18 protein-coding genes are annotated in these 16235 nt (G+C 49.5%); 3 read left to right on the top strand and 15 right to left on the bottom strand.

Annotated elements, in window-relative coordinates; translation table 11 throughout:
* From BMY60_RS05395 to BMY60_RS05365, 7 genes are all read right to left on the bottom strand, one after another.
* On the bottom strand, positions 1-260 hold a 260-nt coding region (locus tag BMY60_RS05395), incomplete at its 3' end, for a transposase (protein ID WP_143057359.1).
* Positions 261-399: 139 nt separating this feature from the next.
* Positions 400-2352, bottom strand: a complete 1953-nt coding sequence (locus BMY60_RS05390) for a DNA repair helicase YoaA (protein WP_090331911.1) — start codon at positions 2350-2352, stop codon at positions 400-402.
* A gap of 349 nt (positions 2353-2701) precedes the next feature.
* Positions 2702-3433, bottom strand: coding sequence for an MlaA family lipoprotein (locus tag BMY60_RS05385; RefSeq protein WP_090331929.1), 732 nt, complete (start codon positions 3431-3433; stop codon positions 2702-2704).
* Between the two features lie 108 nt (positions 3434-3541).
* Complete coding sequence (locus BMY60_RS05380) at positions 3542-4816, bottom strand: alpha/beta fold hydrolase family protein (RefSeq protein ID WP_177166591.1); 1275 nt, start codon at positions 4814-4816, stop codon at positions 3542-3544.
* 315 nt (positions 4817-5131) lie between these two features.
* Positions 5132-5374, bottom strand: coding sequence for a hypothetical protein (locus BMY60_RS05375; RefSeq protein WP_256250700.1), 243 nt, complete (start codon positions 5372-5374; stop codon positions 5132-5134).
* 78 nt (positions 5375-5452) lie between these two features.
* Positions 5453-5761: an addiction module antidote protein gene (locus tag BMY60_RS05370; RefSeq protein ID WP_090331908.1), complete on the bottom strand. Its 309-nt coding sequence runs from the start codon at positions 5759-5761 to the stop codon at positions 5453-5455.
* A 3-nt stretch (positions 5762-5764) separates the two neighbouring features.
* Positions 5765-6061, bottom strand: coding sequence for a type II toxin-antitoxin system RelE/ParE family toxin (locus tag BMY60_RS05365; RefSeq protein WP_090331906.1), 297 nt, complete (start codon positions 6059-6061; stop codon positions 5765-5767).
* A gap of 510 nt (positions 6062-6571) precedes the next feature.
* Between BMY60_RS05365 and BMY60_RS16175 the strand changes: the two genes are divergently transcribed.
* On the top strand, positions 6572-7018 hold the full coding sequence (locus tag BMY60_RS16175) for a type II toxin-antitoxin system RelE/ParE family toxin (protein WP_256250698.1): 447 nt from the start codon (positions 6572-6574) through the stop codon (positions 7016-7018).
* Here BMY60_RS16175 and BMY60_RS05355 read toward each other — a convergent pair.
* The 7 genes from BMY60_RS05355 to BMY60_RS05325 form a co-directional block, all read right to left on the bottom strand.
* Positions 6968-7798 carry a phosphate ABC transporter ATP-binding protein gene (locus tag BMY60_RS05355; protein WP_090331904.1) on the bottom strand — a complete coding sequence of 277 codons (831 nt, stop codon included), beginning with the start codon at positions 7796-7798 and terminating at the stop codon, positions 6968-6970. The two genes, BMY60_RS16175 and BMY60_RS05355, sit on opposite strands and share 51 nt — an antisense overlap.
* Positions 7795-8661 (bottom strand): phosphate ABC transporter permease PstA, encoded by an 867-nt coding sequence (gene pstA, locus BMY60_RS05350; protein WP_090331902.1) that lies wholly within the window; start codon positions 8659-8661, stop codon positions 7795-7797. The genes BMY60_RS05355 and pstA overlap by 4 nt, the downstream gene beginning before the upstream one ends.
* Positions 8654-9496 (bottom strand): phosphate ABC transporter permease subunit PstC, encoded by an 843-nt coding sequence (gene pstC / locus BMY60_RS05345; RefSeq protein ID WP_090331900.1) that lies wholly within the window; start codon positions 9494-9496, stop codon positions 8654-8656. Before pstC ends, pstA begins: the two co-directional genes overlap by 8 nt.
* Positions 9486-10340: a phosphate ABC transporter substrate-binding protein gene (locus BMY60_RS05340; protein ID WP_090331895.1), complete on the bottom strand. Its 855-nt coding sequence runs from the start codon at positions 10338-10340 to the stop codon at positions 9486-9488. The genes pstC and BMY60_RS05340 overlap by 11 nt, the downstream gene beginning before the upstream one ends.
* 3 nt (positions 10341-10343) lie before the next feature.
* Positions 10344-11129 carry a DUF547 domain-containing protein gene (locus tag BMY60_RS05335; RefSeq protein WP_218141627.1) on the bottom strand — a complete coding sequence of 262 codons (786 nt, stop codon included), beginning with the start codon at positions 11127-11129 and terminating at the stop codon, positions 10344-10346.
* Positions 11130-11316: 187 nt separating this feature from the next.
* Positions 11317-12123: a 4-hydroxy-tetrahydrodipicolinate reductase gene (gene dapB / locus BMY60_RS05330; RefSeq protein WP_090331891.1), complete on the bottom strand. Its 807-nt coding sequence runs from the start codon at positions 12121-12123 to the stop codon at positions 11317-11319.
* Between the two features lie 33 nt (positions 12124-12156).
* Positions 12157-12555 carry an outer membrane protein assembly factor BamE gene (locus BMY60_RS05325; RefSeq protein ID WP_256250697.1) on the bottom strand — a complete coding sequence of 133 codons (399 nt, stop codon included), beginning with the start codon at positions 12553-12555 and terminating at the stop codon, positions 12157-12159.
* 115 nt (positions 12556-12670) lie between these two features.
* Between BMY60_RS05325 and fur the strand changes: the two genes are divergently transcribed.
* Positions 12671-13114 carry a ferric iron uptake transcriptional regulator gene (gene fur, locus BMY60_RS05320; RefSeq protein ID WP_090331927.1) on the top strand — a complete coding sequence of 148 codons (444 nt, stop codon included), beginning with the start codon at positions 12671-12673 and terminating at the stop codon, positions 13112-13114.
* Positions 13115-13151: 37 nt separating this feature from the next.
* Entirely contained in the window at positions 13152-14387 is a 1236-nt protein-coding gene (locus tag BMY60_RS05315) for a lytic murein transglycosylase (protein ID WP_090331925.1), read from the top strand.
* 34 nt (positions 14388-14421) lie between these two features.
* On the opposite strand, the gene BMY60_RS05310 is transcribed toward BMY60_RS05315, so the two are convergent.
* Positions 14422-16098 carry a MutS-related protein gene (locus BMY60_RS05310; RefSeq protein WP_090331886.1) on the bottom strand — a complete coding sequence of 559 codons (1677 nt, stop codon included), beginning with the start codon at positions 16096-16098 and terminating at the stop codon, positions 14422-14424.
* Between the last annotated feature and the right edge of the window lie 137 nt (positions 16099-16235).

Below are 16235 nucleotides of genomic sequence, written 5' to 3'. Positions count from 1 at the left end.
ACCAGGTAAATTGCCCAAAACCACTTGGTTAGTGGCAGATTGGTTGAATGAAACAAGGTGCCTGCCGTTAATGAGGTTTGTTTGTGGCATTGACTACATTCCCAATACCCTCGCGTCTTAATAATGTAACCACCATCGTGACCACAACATGGGCAGCGAAATCCTTCCGGCCAGCGTCGCTCAATCAATGCCTGCACGCAGCCTTCTTCTGTACCGTACTGTTTTTGCCAATCTATCAGAGTCATTTCTTGGCCTTTCATTGTCGTTCCTTTATCTCATTGATATTAATAAATAAGATGAAAAATGCTGAGAATAGTTCATAGGCATATTAATTTGTGACGGTTGAATCAAAGCGTCTGCCCGATGAACGGTAGCTTGGGGAAAAACAATGCAAAAATCTCAGTGCGCAGCAGAAAATACCGTATGCTGAAAAAAATTTTCCACATCGGCTAATTGCCGCGTCCGTTTCATCGGCGGAAGGCTTTGCCAGATTTTTCGGCCGTAGGGTTTTGTCGTTAATCGCGGATCACAGATCATTAAAACACCGTAATCCGATTCATCGCGAATCAAGCGGCCTGCACCCTGTTTCAAACTGATCACGGCTCGCGGCAGTTGATAATCCATAAACGCATTCCCGCCTTCTCGGTTGATTTTATCGATACGGGCTGACAACACGGGATCATCAGGCGGCGCAAATGGCAGTTTATCGATGATCACCAGCGATAACGCCGCACCGCGGACATCAATACCTTCCCAGAACGAATAACTGCCGATTAGAACGGCATTGCCAAGCTCGCCAAAACGTTTAAGTATGCCGGTACGCGATGCCCCCCCTTGCAGCAACAACGGATAATCGATCTGTTCGGACGCAAAAGCCGCTGCCAGCTGGTCATGAATCTGCTGCATGGCGCGCAAGCTGGTACATAGAAAAAAAGCCCGGCCACGGCTGGCTTTCAATACAGGCAATGCGGCACTGACGATAAGGCTGATATAGTCTTTGTGATGCGGTTCCGGGATGGCTGTCGGCACATACAGCAGCGCCTGTTCAGCAAAATTAAACGGACTGTCCCAGCTCACTGATTTCGCACCACCGAGTCCCATTTCGCCGAGATAATGATCAAAATTTCTGTTTACCGATAGTGTCGCCGAAGTAAAAATCCAGGCGCGCGGCGTCGCGTTAAGCTGCCGGCCGAAAATTTCCGCGATTGACAGCGGCGTCGCGTTGAGTTGCATCACCTTGCTGTAGACTTCCACCCAGCGCACATAGTCGCCGGTTTCAGCATCGTCCCGCCAGCGTTTGATCAGGTTAATATGATCGTTTGCGCGCCGCCAGCAGTTTTCGAGTCCTTCCGAACGCTCTGCCTGTTTCTCCAGTATAGCGGCCAGTTCCGCAAGTTTTTTCTGCAGCGTATCCAGCGCCGTATTGAATGCTGGATTTTTTAACATGGCGGGTAATGAGAAACGAACATGATCTTCAGGAACCGTCAAACGCAAATCTTTGGCGGCCTTTTCCACCGCAACGGTTGCGTCTGGCAGGATCAAACAGTCACGGGCGGCCTGGAGCGCTTCCGCTTTACTGTCGTGCGCCAGGTCAAGCAGCTGTCCGGTGCTGATCGACTCGCCGAAAAAAAGCCTCGCAGTTTCCGGCAACTGATGCGCTTCATCGAAAATCACCGAGTTGCATGCCGGCAGCAATTCGGTCAGCCCTTCGTCGCGCAGCATAACATCCGCAAAAAACAAATGATGATTCACCACTACAATATCGGCCGCCAGCGCCTTTTTTCTGGCTTCCATCAAAAAACAGTTTTTATAATGCGGGCATTCCGTCCCGAGGCAGTTTTCGCGGGTGGCGGTTACATGATGCCAGACAACAGCATTTTCCGGGACCGCGGCCAGCCCGCTTTTATCACCATCTTTGCTATGCTTCGCATAACGTTCAATCAATTGCAGGTATCTGATTTCGTTACGATTGACAAAAGCCAGATGCTCGTCATGCAGCGTTTTTTCGAGATGATAGCGGCAAAGATAGTTGGCGCGCCCCTTCAGCAAAGCCACACTTACCGGCACATTCAGTGCGGCACGCACACCGGGAATATCCCGGTTGAACAACTGATCCTGCAGGGTTTTGGTACCGGTGGAAATAATGACTTTTCCGCCCGTGAGTAAAGCAGGCACCAGATACGCGAATGTCTTACCGGTACCCGTTCCCGCTTCCGCAACCAGCACACTGTTTTTTTCCATGATTTCGGCAATGGCCTGTGCCATTTCAAGCTGCTGAGCACGCATCCGGTATCCCGGAATCTGTTCGGACAACAGGCCGTCCGATGCAAAAATCGATTTAAGGTCGAGCATTAAACCTGAATGAAAGTATTTATTTAACTACTATTATACGCACAGGAATTACTGCGGTTAAGGCTGAATCGTAAGCATTGGAGAGTTACGCCGACTGTTATGCGAGCGCCAGAAATCGATTCGTTTTCATAAAACTTGGGTAAGTATTTTAGGAAGTGTCGTCATATGTTATAACCGCATGCAATTAACCTGACATACAATCAATGAAACTTCCCGCTAATATTACATGCGGTTTTTATAGTACAGAGAAAAAAGGGAATATCACCTTTATCGCGCAGGTTGGCGGTGAGCTTGCGAACCCCAACACACATGCTAATGACGGTCCTGATTCATTGCTGCCGCAACCGGTCTATTTTGCTATCTCCAATTTTCTTTTTTGCGTATACAAATACCGGATTAAATCGTATTCAAATGGCGAACCGCTTTGATAGTAACGGAATTCGATTTGCTTGCGGGTGTTAACGGCGCGCGTAGCCGCAAAGGCGCTTCCGGCACCCCTGTGAGAATTTAAATTAAAAGCCTGCCAGTAAAAAACAGCGCCGTAAGCCAAGGAATCGACCAGCCGGCCAGCGCCATCGCGCGTATTCATAGGGCCCAGCACAGGCAATACCAGATAGGGGCCATTCCCAACCCCATAGTGTCCTAAAGTCTGGCCGAAATCTTCCGGATGTCTGTGAATTCCCCAGGCGCTTGCATGGTCCCAGAGCCCACCAATACCTGCAGTCGAATTTATCAGAAAGCGCGATACAGCATATGCGGATGATTTGGGTTTTAACTGCAAAATTGAATTTGTCAAATTGGTTAATTCACTTAAATTAGAGAAAAAATTGTTGATCCCGGTCTGCGCAATTTCCGGTATGATAAATTCATAAACCTGAACGGCCGGCAAAAATACGAACTGATCGAATTTGGCGTTAAATTTATAGACGCCCCTGTTAAAGCGCTCCAGCGGATCATAAATTCTCAGCGGGTAGGTATCGTCATCATTTTTGTTTAACGTTCTTTGCGCCGGAATAATTTCCTTCTGTTGTTTGGGTACCGTGCTGCAACCGGTTATCGCACCGATACCTAATAACAGCATTATAATTCCGGGTAATTTTGACAAATCGTTATTCAGCATTTTCAAACAAAGCCGTACGTTACCTAATAGATATGAATTCACACGCAATCAATTACTTATGTTAGCGATTCAATTATTAAAAAAATCAACCATATATGCTGCATTTTCTTTATAATCCATATTTCCGCAGTGGCCCCCGTTGGGATATATTTTGGCTCTCGATTTAAACACCCTTTTTAAATAATCAATTTCACCTGGCGCCAGGATGAAATCATCCTGATTCGTCACCAGTCCGATTTTTTTGGAACTTGTCAGATAATCCTCAATACTTTCCAGGCTGGTACGCGCGATCAACGCCTGTTTATTCAGATCAGACTGCCTGGCCTGGAAATATGGATAAAAATATTCATTAAAATAATCCGCAAAGCTTATTCTGAGACTGACAATCATGTAATCGGTTAATGAACTGGTGCTGGTTAATACCAGATTTTTGGGAACGATATATCCTTCATTGTTGACGACATCCGAAGTAAAATACATCTCAGCAGCGGAAATTCGAAATGAAATACCGATAACAGCAGCCAGTTTTTTCTGGTCAGCTTTAAATTGCTTGAATGCTTCATACAGGAATTCTTCATCAGTGTCGATAAAATTACCCGACGAGTAGAATGCTGAGAACTGATCCATGGTTTCAGTTATGAATTCGTCTATATTATCCAATCCTCCCGGCACATTGCTGATCAGAAGATCATCGAGGATATTCACGGAATTGTACAGGTTGACCGGTGGATTGATCATTAAAACCTTACTGAAATCAAATATTCTGCGTTTTTCATCCAATTTTGATATAAACGCCGATTGAGCGCCGCCCAGGCTGTAACCTGTGAGGTAAAACTCGGTCACAGTGACGTCGTTTCGAATATTCTTCCAGATTAACTGCATTACGTTATAAAGATCTTCAGAATCTTCCTGGATATTGCCGGGAACCGAATTTGTTGATGCAGAAACGATGAAATTCGGATGCGTGGGAGAGCCTAGTGCAACAACATGAAAACCGGCCTGGTAGAAAATTCTGAGTAACGCATCAGCTTTGGGCGAGTTGGAATTGCTTCCAGTCCCGGCAATAATAAAAATCAGCGGCGCGGCGCCTTCCTGCGTGGCCATGGTAAATGTCAGGTTCTCATTGTACCAAAAGACTGCAGGCGTTATTCGATCTTCGAACACTTTAATTTGTTGCGTCTTGATATCTATTTTGTCCGGCATCTTGGCTTTCAACTCCTTGGGGGTACCAAGAACCGACGCTTCAAAAGGATCCGTTATCGGGTATCCGTAGGCCAGAGAAATTTTATTGATACCTGTTAAAACAAGCATCAAAAAAATACAGGCCAGTCTTTTGCTCATCATATTTTAAATAATGTATTGAATGTTAATATAAAATAACGCCACAATTCCGCGAAGAACCAATCAGTGATAGTTTATTCCTGAATACTTGTACCGCTTACCTCCAAACGTGCTGTTGCTGCCAACACTATAAAACATATGACGGTTTTTCCAAAACGTTTAGACATTCTTCAAACCAAAAACCGGATAAAATCATACACCTATTGTTTATGACCCGCGTCTGATAGGTTACTTCTGTCAAATATACATCTTATTTTACTAACCTGAATATGCCTGTTTTTATAACTAATAAACAGACTAATATATGCAGACGGCCTTCTACATACTTGTGGAGAATGCTGACAACCAGGGTTTGATAAAGGATACCTTCCGCCAGAGCTTTTTTCTGAAGCGTCCGCAAATCCCTGGAAGAAAGTCTGATGTTGATACGGACATCTTTCTTGAACATCGCTTCCGCGTATTCCTGATGGCCTTTCTTTCAGCGAAATCCGCAGCCCATCTGAGTTCACCGGCTTCAAACGCTTGTAGAAGTTCTTGCTCTTCCTGATCCAGTTCGCTCATTGACTACCTCCCAAATAGGTTTTGGTCGCTTTTCGGCTCGGAATAATCGTTTTCAATAGCAATCTTTTTTTGTTTAAATTATCGTGCTTGAGGAACTTCAGCATGCAACTTGACACCCAGGGCGCGTATTACTTTAAATATCGTATCAAAACGCGGTTTTGCCCCAGGTGCCAGTGCTTTATACAAGGCTTCCCGCGTCAAACCGGAAGCCCTGGCAACTTCCGTCATGCCACGGGCGCGAGCAATACTGCGAAGCGCCTGAGTCAATGCTGATGGATCATCTTCTTCCAAAACAATTGACAGATATTCAGCAATAGCCTGCGCGTTATCGAGGTGTTCGACGATGTCGAATTCGGGCAAATCAGCGATTTTAATTTTATTGACCATATTTTAATCCTCCAAAGAAGCGGCTAAGCTTTGCGCCCTGGCAATATCCTCATTCTGGCTCGACTTGTCGCCGCCGCCAAGCATCACAATCAATATCCCGCCGCGTTGAATGTAATACATACGCCAACCAGGGCCGAAATGTTCGCGCATTTCAAACACACCATTGCCCACCGGCTTGATGTCGCCCGGATTGCCGTTCTGGGCTTTTTCCAATCGGCGCGCAAGACGACGTCGCGTCATACCATCCTTCAAACCAAACAACCATGCTTTGAATTGAGGGAGCTGCTTAATGATATACATGACAAAAAATGTAGTCGTTTGTTCACACTCCGTCAAGCGTACCGCATTGACGAATGCGGATACTCAGCCCGCATAGCACCGACTCGGGCTTTCATATTTCACCTCAATCCGCCATCCAAACCAAACTTCAAAAAATCACTGACCGCCGCGCACGAACCGAACGTGGAAGTTGCCAGACTTATTGTTGACTTCATCTTTAGAATAGTTGCATTGCAGGAAAGCCGAATATGTTTTAATGTAAAACATCCTTATTGGAAATAATTCCATGCATCAGACAGCCAAATTGGCAAGTAAAGGTCAAGTTACCGTACCCGTCGACAGGGAAAATTTGTTCTAATTCTTGTAATCTGACAAAGTAGAATTAAACAAGCCTTGACTTCCCTGATTGAGCTTGAAGCAAAACGTCAACAACTGACTCTTAAAGGCTTGGCCGGTGTCGACGCTGGTCGAATCGTTGATCATGCATCAATTAATGATTGGGCAAAAAACATTGATAAGCCAGTCTAGTCCGTGGTTCTCAAGTGGACAACGAGCGCTGAACTTGATTTGGTTCGACTTCATACTTTTCTTGCGTTAACTAATCCGTGCGCGGCTCTACAAATAGTACAGCGGCTCATAACAGGCACGGAACAGTTACTGATTTATCCGCAACTTGGTGTGCTGCTGCATGAATTTGCACCACGCAATGTTAGACGAATAATTATTGACGGTTATGAGCTACGTTATGTGCTCACCGAAACCACGGTATATATTTTTCGCTCTGGCACCTGCGGGAAGACCGACTATAAGCCCAAGACAGTGCTCTATCATAGAAAGTCGTCAAATCGACCTTATAGGATGTCATCACACAAAATCAAGCGCAAGTTTTTCGGCAAACCAAAGCGCGACGATTTTGTTTCCGCAAAACTACCCTCTCGCCCCGTTCACATAAGCCGCCGTCAATGCTTCCCGGGGTGATTCGAAGATGTGCCGGCAACGGCCGAACTCCACGAGCTGTCCGGTACGTTCCCTGACCCAGAAAAAAGCCGCGTAGTTGGCGATTCGGCGCGCCTGCGCCAGATTGTGCGTGACGATGACGATGGTGTAGCGGCCCTGCAAGCGGCAGATCAGATCTTCCACCACGCCGGATGCAATGGGATCAAGTGCACTGCAGGGTTCATCCATCAGCAGAATTTCCGGATTCAGCGCCAGTGCGCGGGCAATACACAGACGCTGCTGCTGCCCGCCGGACAGGCTCAGCGCAGAAGCGTCGAGACGGTCGCAAACCTCGCCCCACAGTCCGACATCGCGTAATACTGTTTCAGTAATGGCAGCTACTTCTTTTTTTTGCGTAACGCCATGTTCATTGAGGGGCAATGCGATATTGCGGCGAATGGACAGCGGAAAAGGCGCGGGTTTCTGAAATACCATACCAATACGGCGGCGCAACGCCTGTACATCGCAGTCCCGATGATGGATATCCTGGTTGTCGACCAGTATCCGGCCGTCAATGCCACAGCACGGAATCAGGTCGGTCATGCGGTTTATTGCCGACAAAAAACTGGTTTTACCGCAGCCGGATGGGCCGATTAGTGCAGTAATGCAACCCTTGTATATATCCAGCGATACATTGTCCAGCGCTGTTTTACCGTCATAGTGCAATGTCAGATTGCGCACTTGGATAAGCGGTTGCGGCTCACAGCATGGCGGCCCGGCCTGCAGCGGTCCAAGGGTAAAAGCATCCGGATCGTCGTTCATGTCATGATTTTTTTGCGTTGCAACCCATAAGCCAGTTTCATTGCCAGTATATTGATACATAATAGCAGAATCACAAGCATCAGCGCCGAAGCGTACGCTGATTCATCGCCGCCCGGCACATTCATCGACAGATCGAAAATATGCAACGCCAGCGCGCGGCCCGAATCCAGCAATGAGCCGGGCATGCGGTCGACATAGCCACTGGTAAACAGCAGCGCTGCGGTCTCGGCCAGCGCTCGCCCGATACCGATCAGCAGGCCGGCGGCCAGTGCGGGCGCGGCAGCGGGCAGAATCAGATGAGTCAACGCTGCCGTTCGCGACAGGCCCAGCGCGGCTGCAGATAACCGGTAACTATCGGGCACCGCGCGCAGTCCGGCCTCGGCGGTACTTGTCAGAATCGGCAACAGCATGCAGGCCAGCGTCAGACCGCCGGACAGAATGGAAAAACCAAGCCCCAGGTAAATACTGAAAAACGCGTTGCCGAACAATCCGAATACAATCGACGGCACGCCTGCCAGCACGTGCAAGCTGAAACGCACTGATCTACCGAAACTGCTTTCTGCCGGTACAAGCTCAGCCAGCAGGATTGCCGTTGACCATGCCAGGGGAATTGCGGCGACCAACGCCACCAGCAGAATCAGCAGCGTGGAAACCAGAATCGAAGCGATCCCGCCGGCACGGCCGGCATCGCGCGGCGATTCGGTTAAAAACGCCCAGGAAAGGTGCGTCATACCGCCACGCGCAAGATCAACAAGCAACCAGAAAAATACCAGACTGACCAGCATTACCGCCAGATAGATCAAGCCTTGAGCCACACAGTCGCGGATTTTGCGTCTTGTCCGCAACGCCGCCGATTCAAACATGCCGGTGCTTTTCCAGTAAACCGGCCATGGCTGACAGCGCCATTACCAGCAGCATCAACAACAGCCCGGATACGAACAGAACCGACCGGTGATCGCCCATGGCATACGCCATTTCAAGCGCGATATTGGCCGCCAGTGTCCGCACAGGATCAAACAATGATTCAGGGTGCTGCACCACGTTGCCGGCGACCATCAGCACCGCCATGGTCTCACCCAGCGCACGCGCGGCGGCAAGGATGATTCCGGCAGTAATACCGGCCCGTGCAGCAGGCAGCACAACCCCGGCGATCGTTCCCCAGCGCGACAACCCCAGCGCTGCAGCATTTTGCAATAATTCGTCAGGCACCGCTGCAAGCGCCGTATAGGCGGTTATCGCTATCATGGGCAGAATCATCAATGTTAACACCAGTACAGCGGCCAGCAGGCTTGCCCCAGGCGGCTGCCATTCGCTGATTAATGGCACCAGCACCGTCAACCCCCAAAAACCGAAAACCACCGAGGGAATACCAGCAAGCAGTTCAATCAGCCGCTTGTAAAGCGAAGCCAGGTGCGATGGCGCAAAAAACACGATAAACAATGCCGAAGCAATCCCCAGTGGTACCGCCAGCGTTATCGCACCGATACTTGCCAGCAGCGTGGCGGACAGCATCGGCATCAAATTGTAAGCGCTTTCGAGCGGATGCCATGATGGATCAGTCAGAAATCCTGCCACTGGCAGACCGGTTAAAGCGGGCCAGGATTCGAGTAGCAGAAAACACAGAATCAACAGCATGATCAGCGCGGACAACAATGCGCCGCTTCGCAGAATACCGGTCAGTACACGGTCAGTTAGCATCAACCGGAACAAAATATTGCGCTTCGATCAGATCATGCACCTGCGGCGATTGTGCAAACAGGATGAATTCCCTGGTTAATCCCTGCGGCTCGCCAGCGGTAACCAGATTGAGCGGGCGCGACAGGGAGAAAATCCCTTCACGCACATTTTCCACCGAGGCTTCGACGCCATCGAGTGCCAGCAAGCGTAACGGCGCGCCGCGCTGCACTTCGTATTCGGCGGCGCCGATGGATACGTAACCAATCGCATTGCGGTTGCCTGTTACCGTTTTAATGCCCTGCGCATTGTCACCTATGATGACATGCGGCTTGATGGCGCTGTTTTTAAGCTGCAGATAATCCAGAAACAACTCCAGCGTAGAACGCCCTTCGGCTTTGTTGACAACGGTGATGCGCGCATCCGGCCCGCCAACAGCACGCCAGTGCGACAGGTCCCCGGTGAAAATACCGGCAACCTGCCGCCTGTTGAGCCCGGTCACCGGATTATCCGCGTGCACAATCAGACTGATACCGTCCAGCGCAATGGTGAAAGCAAGCAGGTCGGATTCGTCCGGTTTCAGGGCGCGCGACACCATGCCGATATCGGCAATACGCTTGCGCACATCGTTGATTCCGCGCGATGAGCCGCCTGTCTGTACATCGATGCGAACATCCGGAAATTTCGCTTCGAAACGCCGCGCTATCTCATTGATCAAAGGTGCGACTGTGCTCGAACCCGTCAAAACCAGCCGTTGCGATCCAGCATTCGCAACGGCTGGTACAGCCCAGACCAATCCGCAAAACGCGATGACCGCCGCTACGACACCGAACCGATTGGTCAAGGAAAAAATAATAATTTTAACCATACGTTACCGCGTGTCATTCAATTTCCAGTCGTAATCAAGATAACGTATCCTAAACCCACCCGCTGCAGCCGCCTGCCTGTCCTGTTCGTTATCCGTCAGGCTGTCCGCATACCGCGCCAGAAACTGATTCAGCGAATGCCACCCACCCCAGCCGCTTTCGAAGTCTTCAGCGTACCAGTCAAATATTTTAGAAATTTCCAGACGGCCTGTCGACGAATTATAGCGATTGCGCGTGCGATCTCCCAGAAACGCTTTGGTAACGATTTCAAATTGCTGTTCGAGCTTTTCACCGGCAAATGCCTGATTCAGCAACGCCGGACAACCTATCGACGCGCAATTCACTGCGAAATGAATGCGCGGTTCATTGTAGACGCCTGGCTTGCGGATCATGCCATGTTCAATATCATCGAGCGAGCGCATTTGGCCGAGCAACGGGACAAACGCTTTCTTCCAGGGGCTGCGCAAAAATGAACCCAGGTCCTTGATCGAATCGAGCTTCGGATAACGTGTCAGAATCAGTTCAACGGTAAACGCGTTATAGGCGTTAATTAAAAATGCCAGCTGCGCCGGCTTGCTCCAGCTTGAAAAAGCGTGCCTATCGACAGCGGAAAGCTGCCTTAAATAATCATGCAGCACTTTCTGCTCACGCAGAAAACCGTCATAGTCCACCTGACTGGCCCGCCCCTGGTTAATCATAACTACATGATCACGCAGCAATCGGTCCCAGGCAGAATGATCAAATTGCTCCGCCCAGACAGAATGCGTCCAGCACAATAGCAATACAGTCAAGCAAATTCTGATTAACCCTGTCATTCTGTAATTCTCAATTTTGCTCAATAACCGGCAATTAGTCGGCATTGCCCGGCATTGCTTACAGCTGCCGCAGCGGTGTTAAAACAGCTACCTCAAATACGTTTTCCAGCATCCTGTTCAATAAACGGCCTGCCAATATACCCAGTCATTTATGAACGACTCCTTACCGCAAGCCGAGCACATCCTGCATGTCATACAGGCCGCTGGTTTTATCCTGAAGAAAGCGCACGGCGCGCACGGCACCCATGGCAAAGGTCATGCGGCTGCTGGCTTTGTGCACAATTTCCACACGCTCGCCCGCGCCGGCAAACATCGCGGTGTGTTCACCGACGATATCGCCGGCACGGATGGTCGAAAAGCCGATGGTGTCGTCTGAACGCTCTCCCGTAACGCCTTCGCGGCCGTAAACCGCCACTTTTTTCAAATCCCGGTCCAGCGCATCGGCGATTACCTCGCCCATGCGCAGCGCAGTACCTGAAGGCGCGTCTATTTTGTGGCGGTGATGCGCCTCGATGATTTCAATATCATAGCCCTGGCGCAGCACTTTGGCCGCGATCTCAAGCAATTTGAAAGTAACATTAACGCCCACGCTCATATTGGGCGCAAACACTATGGCGATATCGTTTGCCGCGGCCTTCAATTGTTTCTTTTCCATATCTGAGAGACCGGTGGTGCCAATCACCATTTTTACCCTCGCCTCCCTGCAAGCTTTCAGATGCGCTAACGTACCCTGCGGGCGCGTAAAATCGATCATTTGGTGGCAGTCTGCCAAAGCCGTAACGATATCACTGGTGATTGAAATGCCGTTGCCTGAACCTATCAGTTCTCCCGCATCTTTGTTTAAAAAAGGACTGCCGCTGTGCTCCAGCGCAGCCGACAGCTGCATACCGTCAGCCTGCATGACCGCTTCCAGCAGCGCGCGTCCCATGCGACCGGCGCTGCCGGCTATAGCGATATGTTGAATGGACATGTAACTCCTGTGAATGATTAAAAATTTTATAGTTTAATTTTCTTCCGACTGTTCATCGGTTTCTTCTTCGACTGTTGATTCCGCACTTTCCGCACCGCCGGTATCCGAATCTGATGCGGTTGAATGGAGCGAATACAACTGTTCATTTTCAATCCGCATCAAGCGGTTATCTTCAAAATAAATTGTCAGTTTTTTTTGTACAACCAGGTCGCCTCCTTCACGTTCAATGTATGCGTAATCCCAGCGGTCATCGCGAAACACATCGACTATCAATGGAGAACCGAGTACAAACCGTACCTGAGACTTGGTCATCCCTTCTCTTAATTTGCCGAGCATTTCGTCGGTCACCACATTGCCTTGCTGCACGTCGATTTTATAGAGTACATGCGGAATTAAAAAACATCCTGACAAATTAAAAAAAAACAGCAACATAATGATTATTCTTATCATTTTATAGATACACACATATTCGTTATGCTTATATAGTAGACTGCGCATGATTGAGCACGATATGATACAGTAAATTAATTACATGACAGAAATCACCATGAGCAATTCCGGAGAAGCCAAAAGCATCGATCTGAAGACCATCGGCTTAAAAACCACACTGCCGAGACTCAAGATACTGAACCTGTTCGAGAACAGCCCTATACGTCATCTCTCGGCAGAAGACGTTTACAAAGAGTTGATCAATGAAAATGAAGATATCGGCCTTGCAACAGTTTACCGCGTCTTAACGCAATTTGAACAAGCCGGTTTGCTGGAACGTCATCATTTCGAAAGCGGCAAGGCTGTTTTCGAACTGAAAAATGAAGGACACCACGACCATCTGGTCTGTATGCAGTGCGGCCGTGTGGAGGAATTTTATGATGCCGATATTGAAAAGCGTCAAGAGGCGATAGCAAAAGAGCGCGGATTTAAACTGCGTGAGCATTCGTTATCACTGTACGCCGAATGCCTGCGTGATGCATGTCCGCATCGCAGCAAATAATTTTAATCTCCGTTTGCTTTTAAAAGTTAAACGAATAATGTCTTTTTTGCGATTGCCCGGCACAGCGTTTTTTTCAGTTACAGCCCTTCACATCACTGTACTAACCATCGGCATTACGGTTTTCAGTTACAGCGCGGCTGCAAATCAACAGTTCAACAAATGTGTTGCCGAATTGAAACCGCAAGCGCTGCAACAGGGCATATCCGAGCGTACGGTCAACAGTATACTTGGCCAGGCCAGGCATCTTGCGCGCGTGATCGAACTGGACCGCCGTCAGCCCGAATTCACACAGACGTTTGCAGGCTATTTCAATACGCGCGTCACCGGTGAACGGGTTCGCAACGGACGCAGGCTGTTCGCAAAGCACCGTGATTTATTCGGCAAAATTGAGCGGAAAACCGGCATTCCACCGAAATACCTGGCTTCATTCTGGGGCCTTGAAACAAACTACGGCGGATACTTCGGCGACTGGTCGGTGCCGAATGCATTAACGACACTCGCCTGCGACCCGCGCCGCAGCACGTATTTTACCCAGGAATTATTCAACGCCATGCGCATCATCGACGCGGGAGATATCACCCCCGAACGCATGAAAGGTTCCTGGGCAGGCGCAATGGGCCACATGCAATTCATGCCCTCCACATTTTTAAATTATGCCATCGATGCCGATGGTGACGGCCGCCGCGATTTATGGGGCAGCCTCGAAGATGCCATGGCTTCGGCAGCGAATTTTTTGCTCAAAATGGGCTGGAATCCGGATCTCGAATGGGGTCAGGAGGTCAAATTGCCGCCGGATTTTGATTACACTTTAGCCGGCAGTCAGCACAAACGCCCACTCAGTGACTGGATAGCACGCGGCGTCATGCCGGTATCCGGACCGGGCCTTTTGCCAACAGATCAAAAAGTGTCGCTACTGGTTCCCGCCGGCCACCAGGGTCCTGCGTTTCTCGTTACCCACAATTTTCACGTCATCATGCGCTGGAACCGCTCAGAATATTACGCCCTGTCAGTCGGCCACCTTGCCGACCGCATCGCCGGTGAACCCGGTTTATCTCAGCAACCACCCAAGGATGAAATCAAAATCACGCGCGAGCAGGTGAAACAACTGCAACATGACCTGCATACGCTGGGCATCGATGCTGGCGGCGTAGACGGCGTCATGGGCCCGCAGACGCGCAAGGCTATCAGTCTTTTTCAGCAAAGAACGCAGCGCGTCGCAGACGGCCATCTGGATGCCGACCTGCTCAATGCGGTGCATGCTGCAGCGCAATAATGATGCGGCAACAGCAGAACGTCAAACCGGCCTGCTAACCGGTTTTATTGCCATCCCCGGACAAATGCTTTTCAATATGTTTTTCAACATCGGTTTTGCTGAAACCGATCTCACTGGCCACCCGGTGCGCGTGACTGACCCGCGATACACCATCGATCATACGGTGGGTCGGCGCGTCCTGAACAAATTCAACCTGCAGATACCGTCCGATGCCTTCATTCTGCAAGCGCTCGCATAATTCGTGATTATGGGTAACCAGTATAGTGCTGGCGCCAAGTTGATGAAAGCCTTTCAGAATATATTCAGACAGTGTCATTTTTTCTTCAAATGTGGTGCCTTCGGATAACTCGTCAAGCACGACGAGACTAAGCGGCGTCGAATTAAAGAAAATTTCACGCGTACGTTTGAGTTCATGTCCGAATCGTCCCATTCCCGCCGCTAATTGCCCCGGATCGGGTACCTGGTAATAAATGCGTTCCGCGGGAACCAGTTGTGCACTAGTTGCCGGAATATAACAGCCGATCTGACCGAGCAGTTGAATCTGAGCAATCGTCTTGCAATAAGCTGTCTTGCCACCGCTATTGGGACCGGTAATGATCAGCAGCCTGCCAACCGCATCGAGAATAATATCATTCGGTATGTAAGCGGGATTGTCATGTATCAGCAACGGATTTTTGGCGTTATCGGCAATCAGCAAATGATGCGGCTCATCCAGTACTTTAGGCAATGTCATGTGTCCCTGCAGCGAGTCCCGGTAGCGGTGATGCGACAATAATTCATCGAGTAAACCCAAAGCATCGAGCAATCTGGCCAGGTCCTCGCTTTGCCGGTATTGCCTGCGCAGCGGATAAATCACTGAATCACGGTCGGACGCCCCCATTGCCAGTAATACAATCGGAAAAACCGGAACGGTCAAAACCATAATGCCGTAACCGATATACGATGCACCGAGCTCAGGCGCCAGAATCTCAAAAAAAAGCATAATCGCATAAGCCGCCGCGATAAATACCGTCGCCGGGATCCACTTGAAAATGGTCGGACGAAACCTTGGCAGCGGTAGTAATCTGGGCTTTTCCCGGCGGGTTTTAAACTTATCGTTGGCCAGGTATACCGGCCCTTTCATCAGCTGATAAACGCGTGTCTGGTCAAATGTCTGCAGCGTTGAAAGCAATATTTGCAGATAACGGCTTTCAGGCCGCGGCAATGCTTTTGCTGCCGCCACTCTGTCGACGACATACTGCGTCCCTTCCCGGTATTGATGGTAACCAAAACCGCCGAATTCAAGCCTGCCTGTCCGTTCGGCCGGCACATCGGTGGTCAGTCCGCCGGAAAACTCACCATACAACAGATATTTGAGTTCCCGCTCCTTTTTAACCCCGTTGTCAATGTACCGTTCAAGCGCTTCTCGTATTTCACGATTCGACCCGATTTCCTGTAATGCTTCCTGCTTCAGTCGTAAAACCTGCGCATCCGGCAACGGACGCGCCAATGAACGGTACAAGCACAAGCACCCGGCTTCAGTACGTGTGTAGTTGATTTTGGCAAACAGCCTCTCGGCTTCAATTGCCTCGTATGTCTTTGGGTCCAGTACCGTATAATCTGATTCGGCAGGCCGGAAATCGTCAATGCCGGCAGGCTGATCTCCGCTGGAAAGAATAAATGGATGACGCCAGATAGCTTCATCGGGTACCGCTTGATTGGAATTATTCATATTTTTTCTATAACCATGCAAAAGCCGGGAGGCTGTCCGAGAATAAGTAACCGTAGCGAAAAAAACAGTTTGAAACAGGTTTATTTGATTATTTGAGGCGAATAGAGTACCAGATTGACTGAATGTGTAAAATATCA

Origin of the sequence: Nitrosomonas sp. Nm51, assembly GCF_900111165.1 — a bacterium.
GTDB lineage: Bacteria > Pseudomonadota > Gammaproteobacteria > Burkholderiales > Nitrosomonadaceae > Nitrosomonas.
The sequence above is the reverse complement of the archived record's forward strand: the minus strand, read 5'-3'. Positions and strand labels throughout refer to the sequence as shown.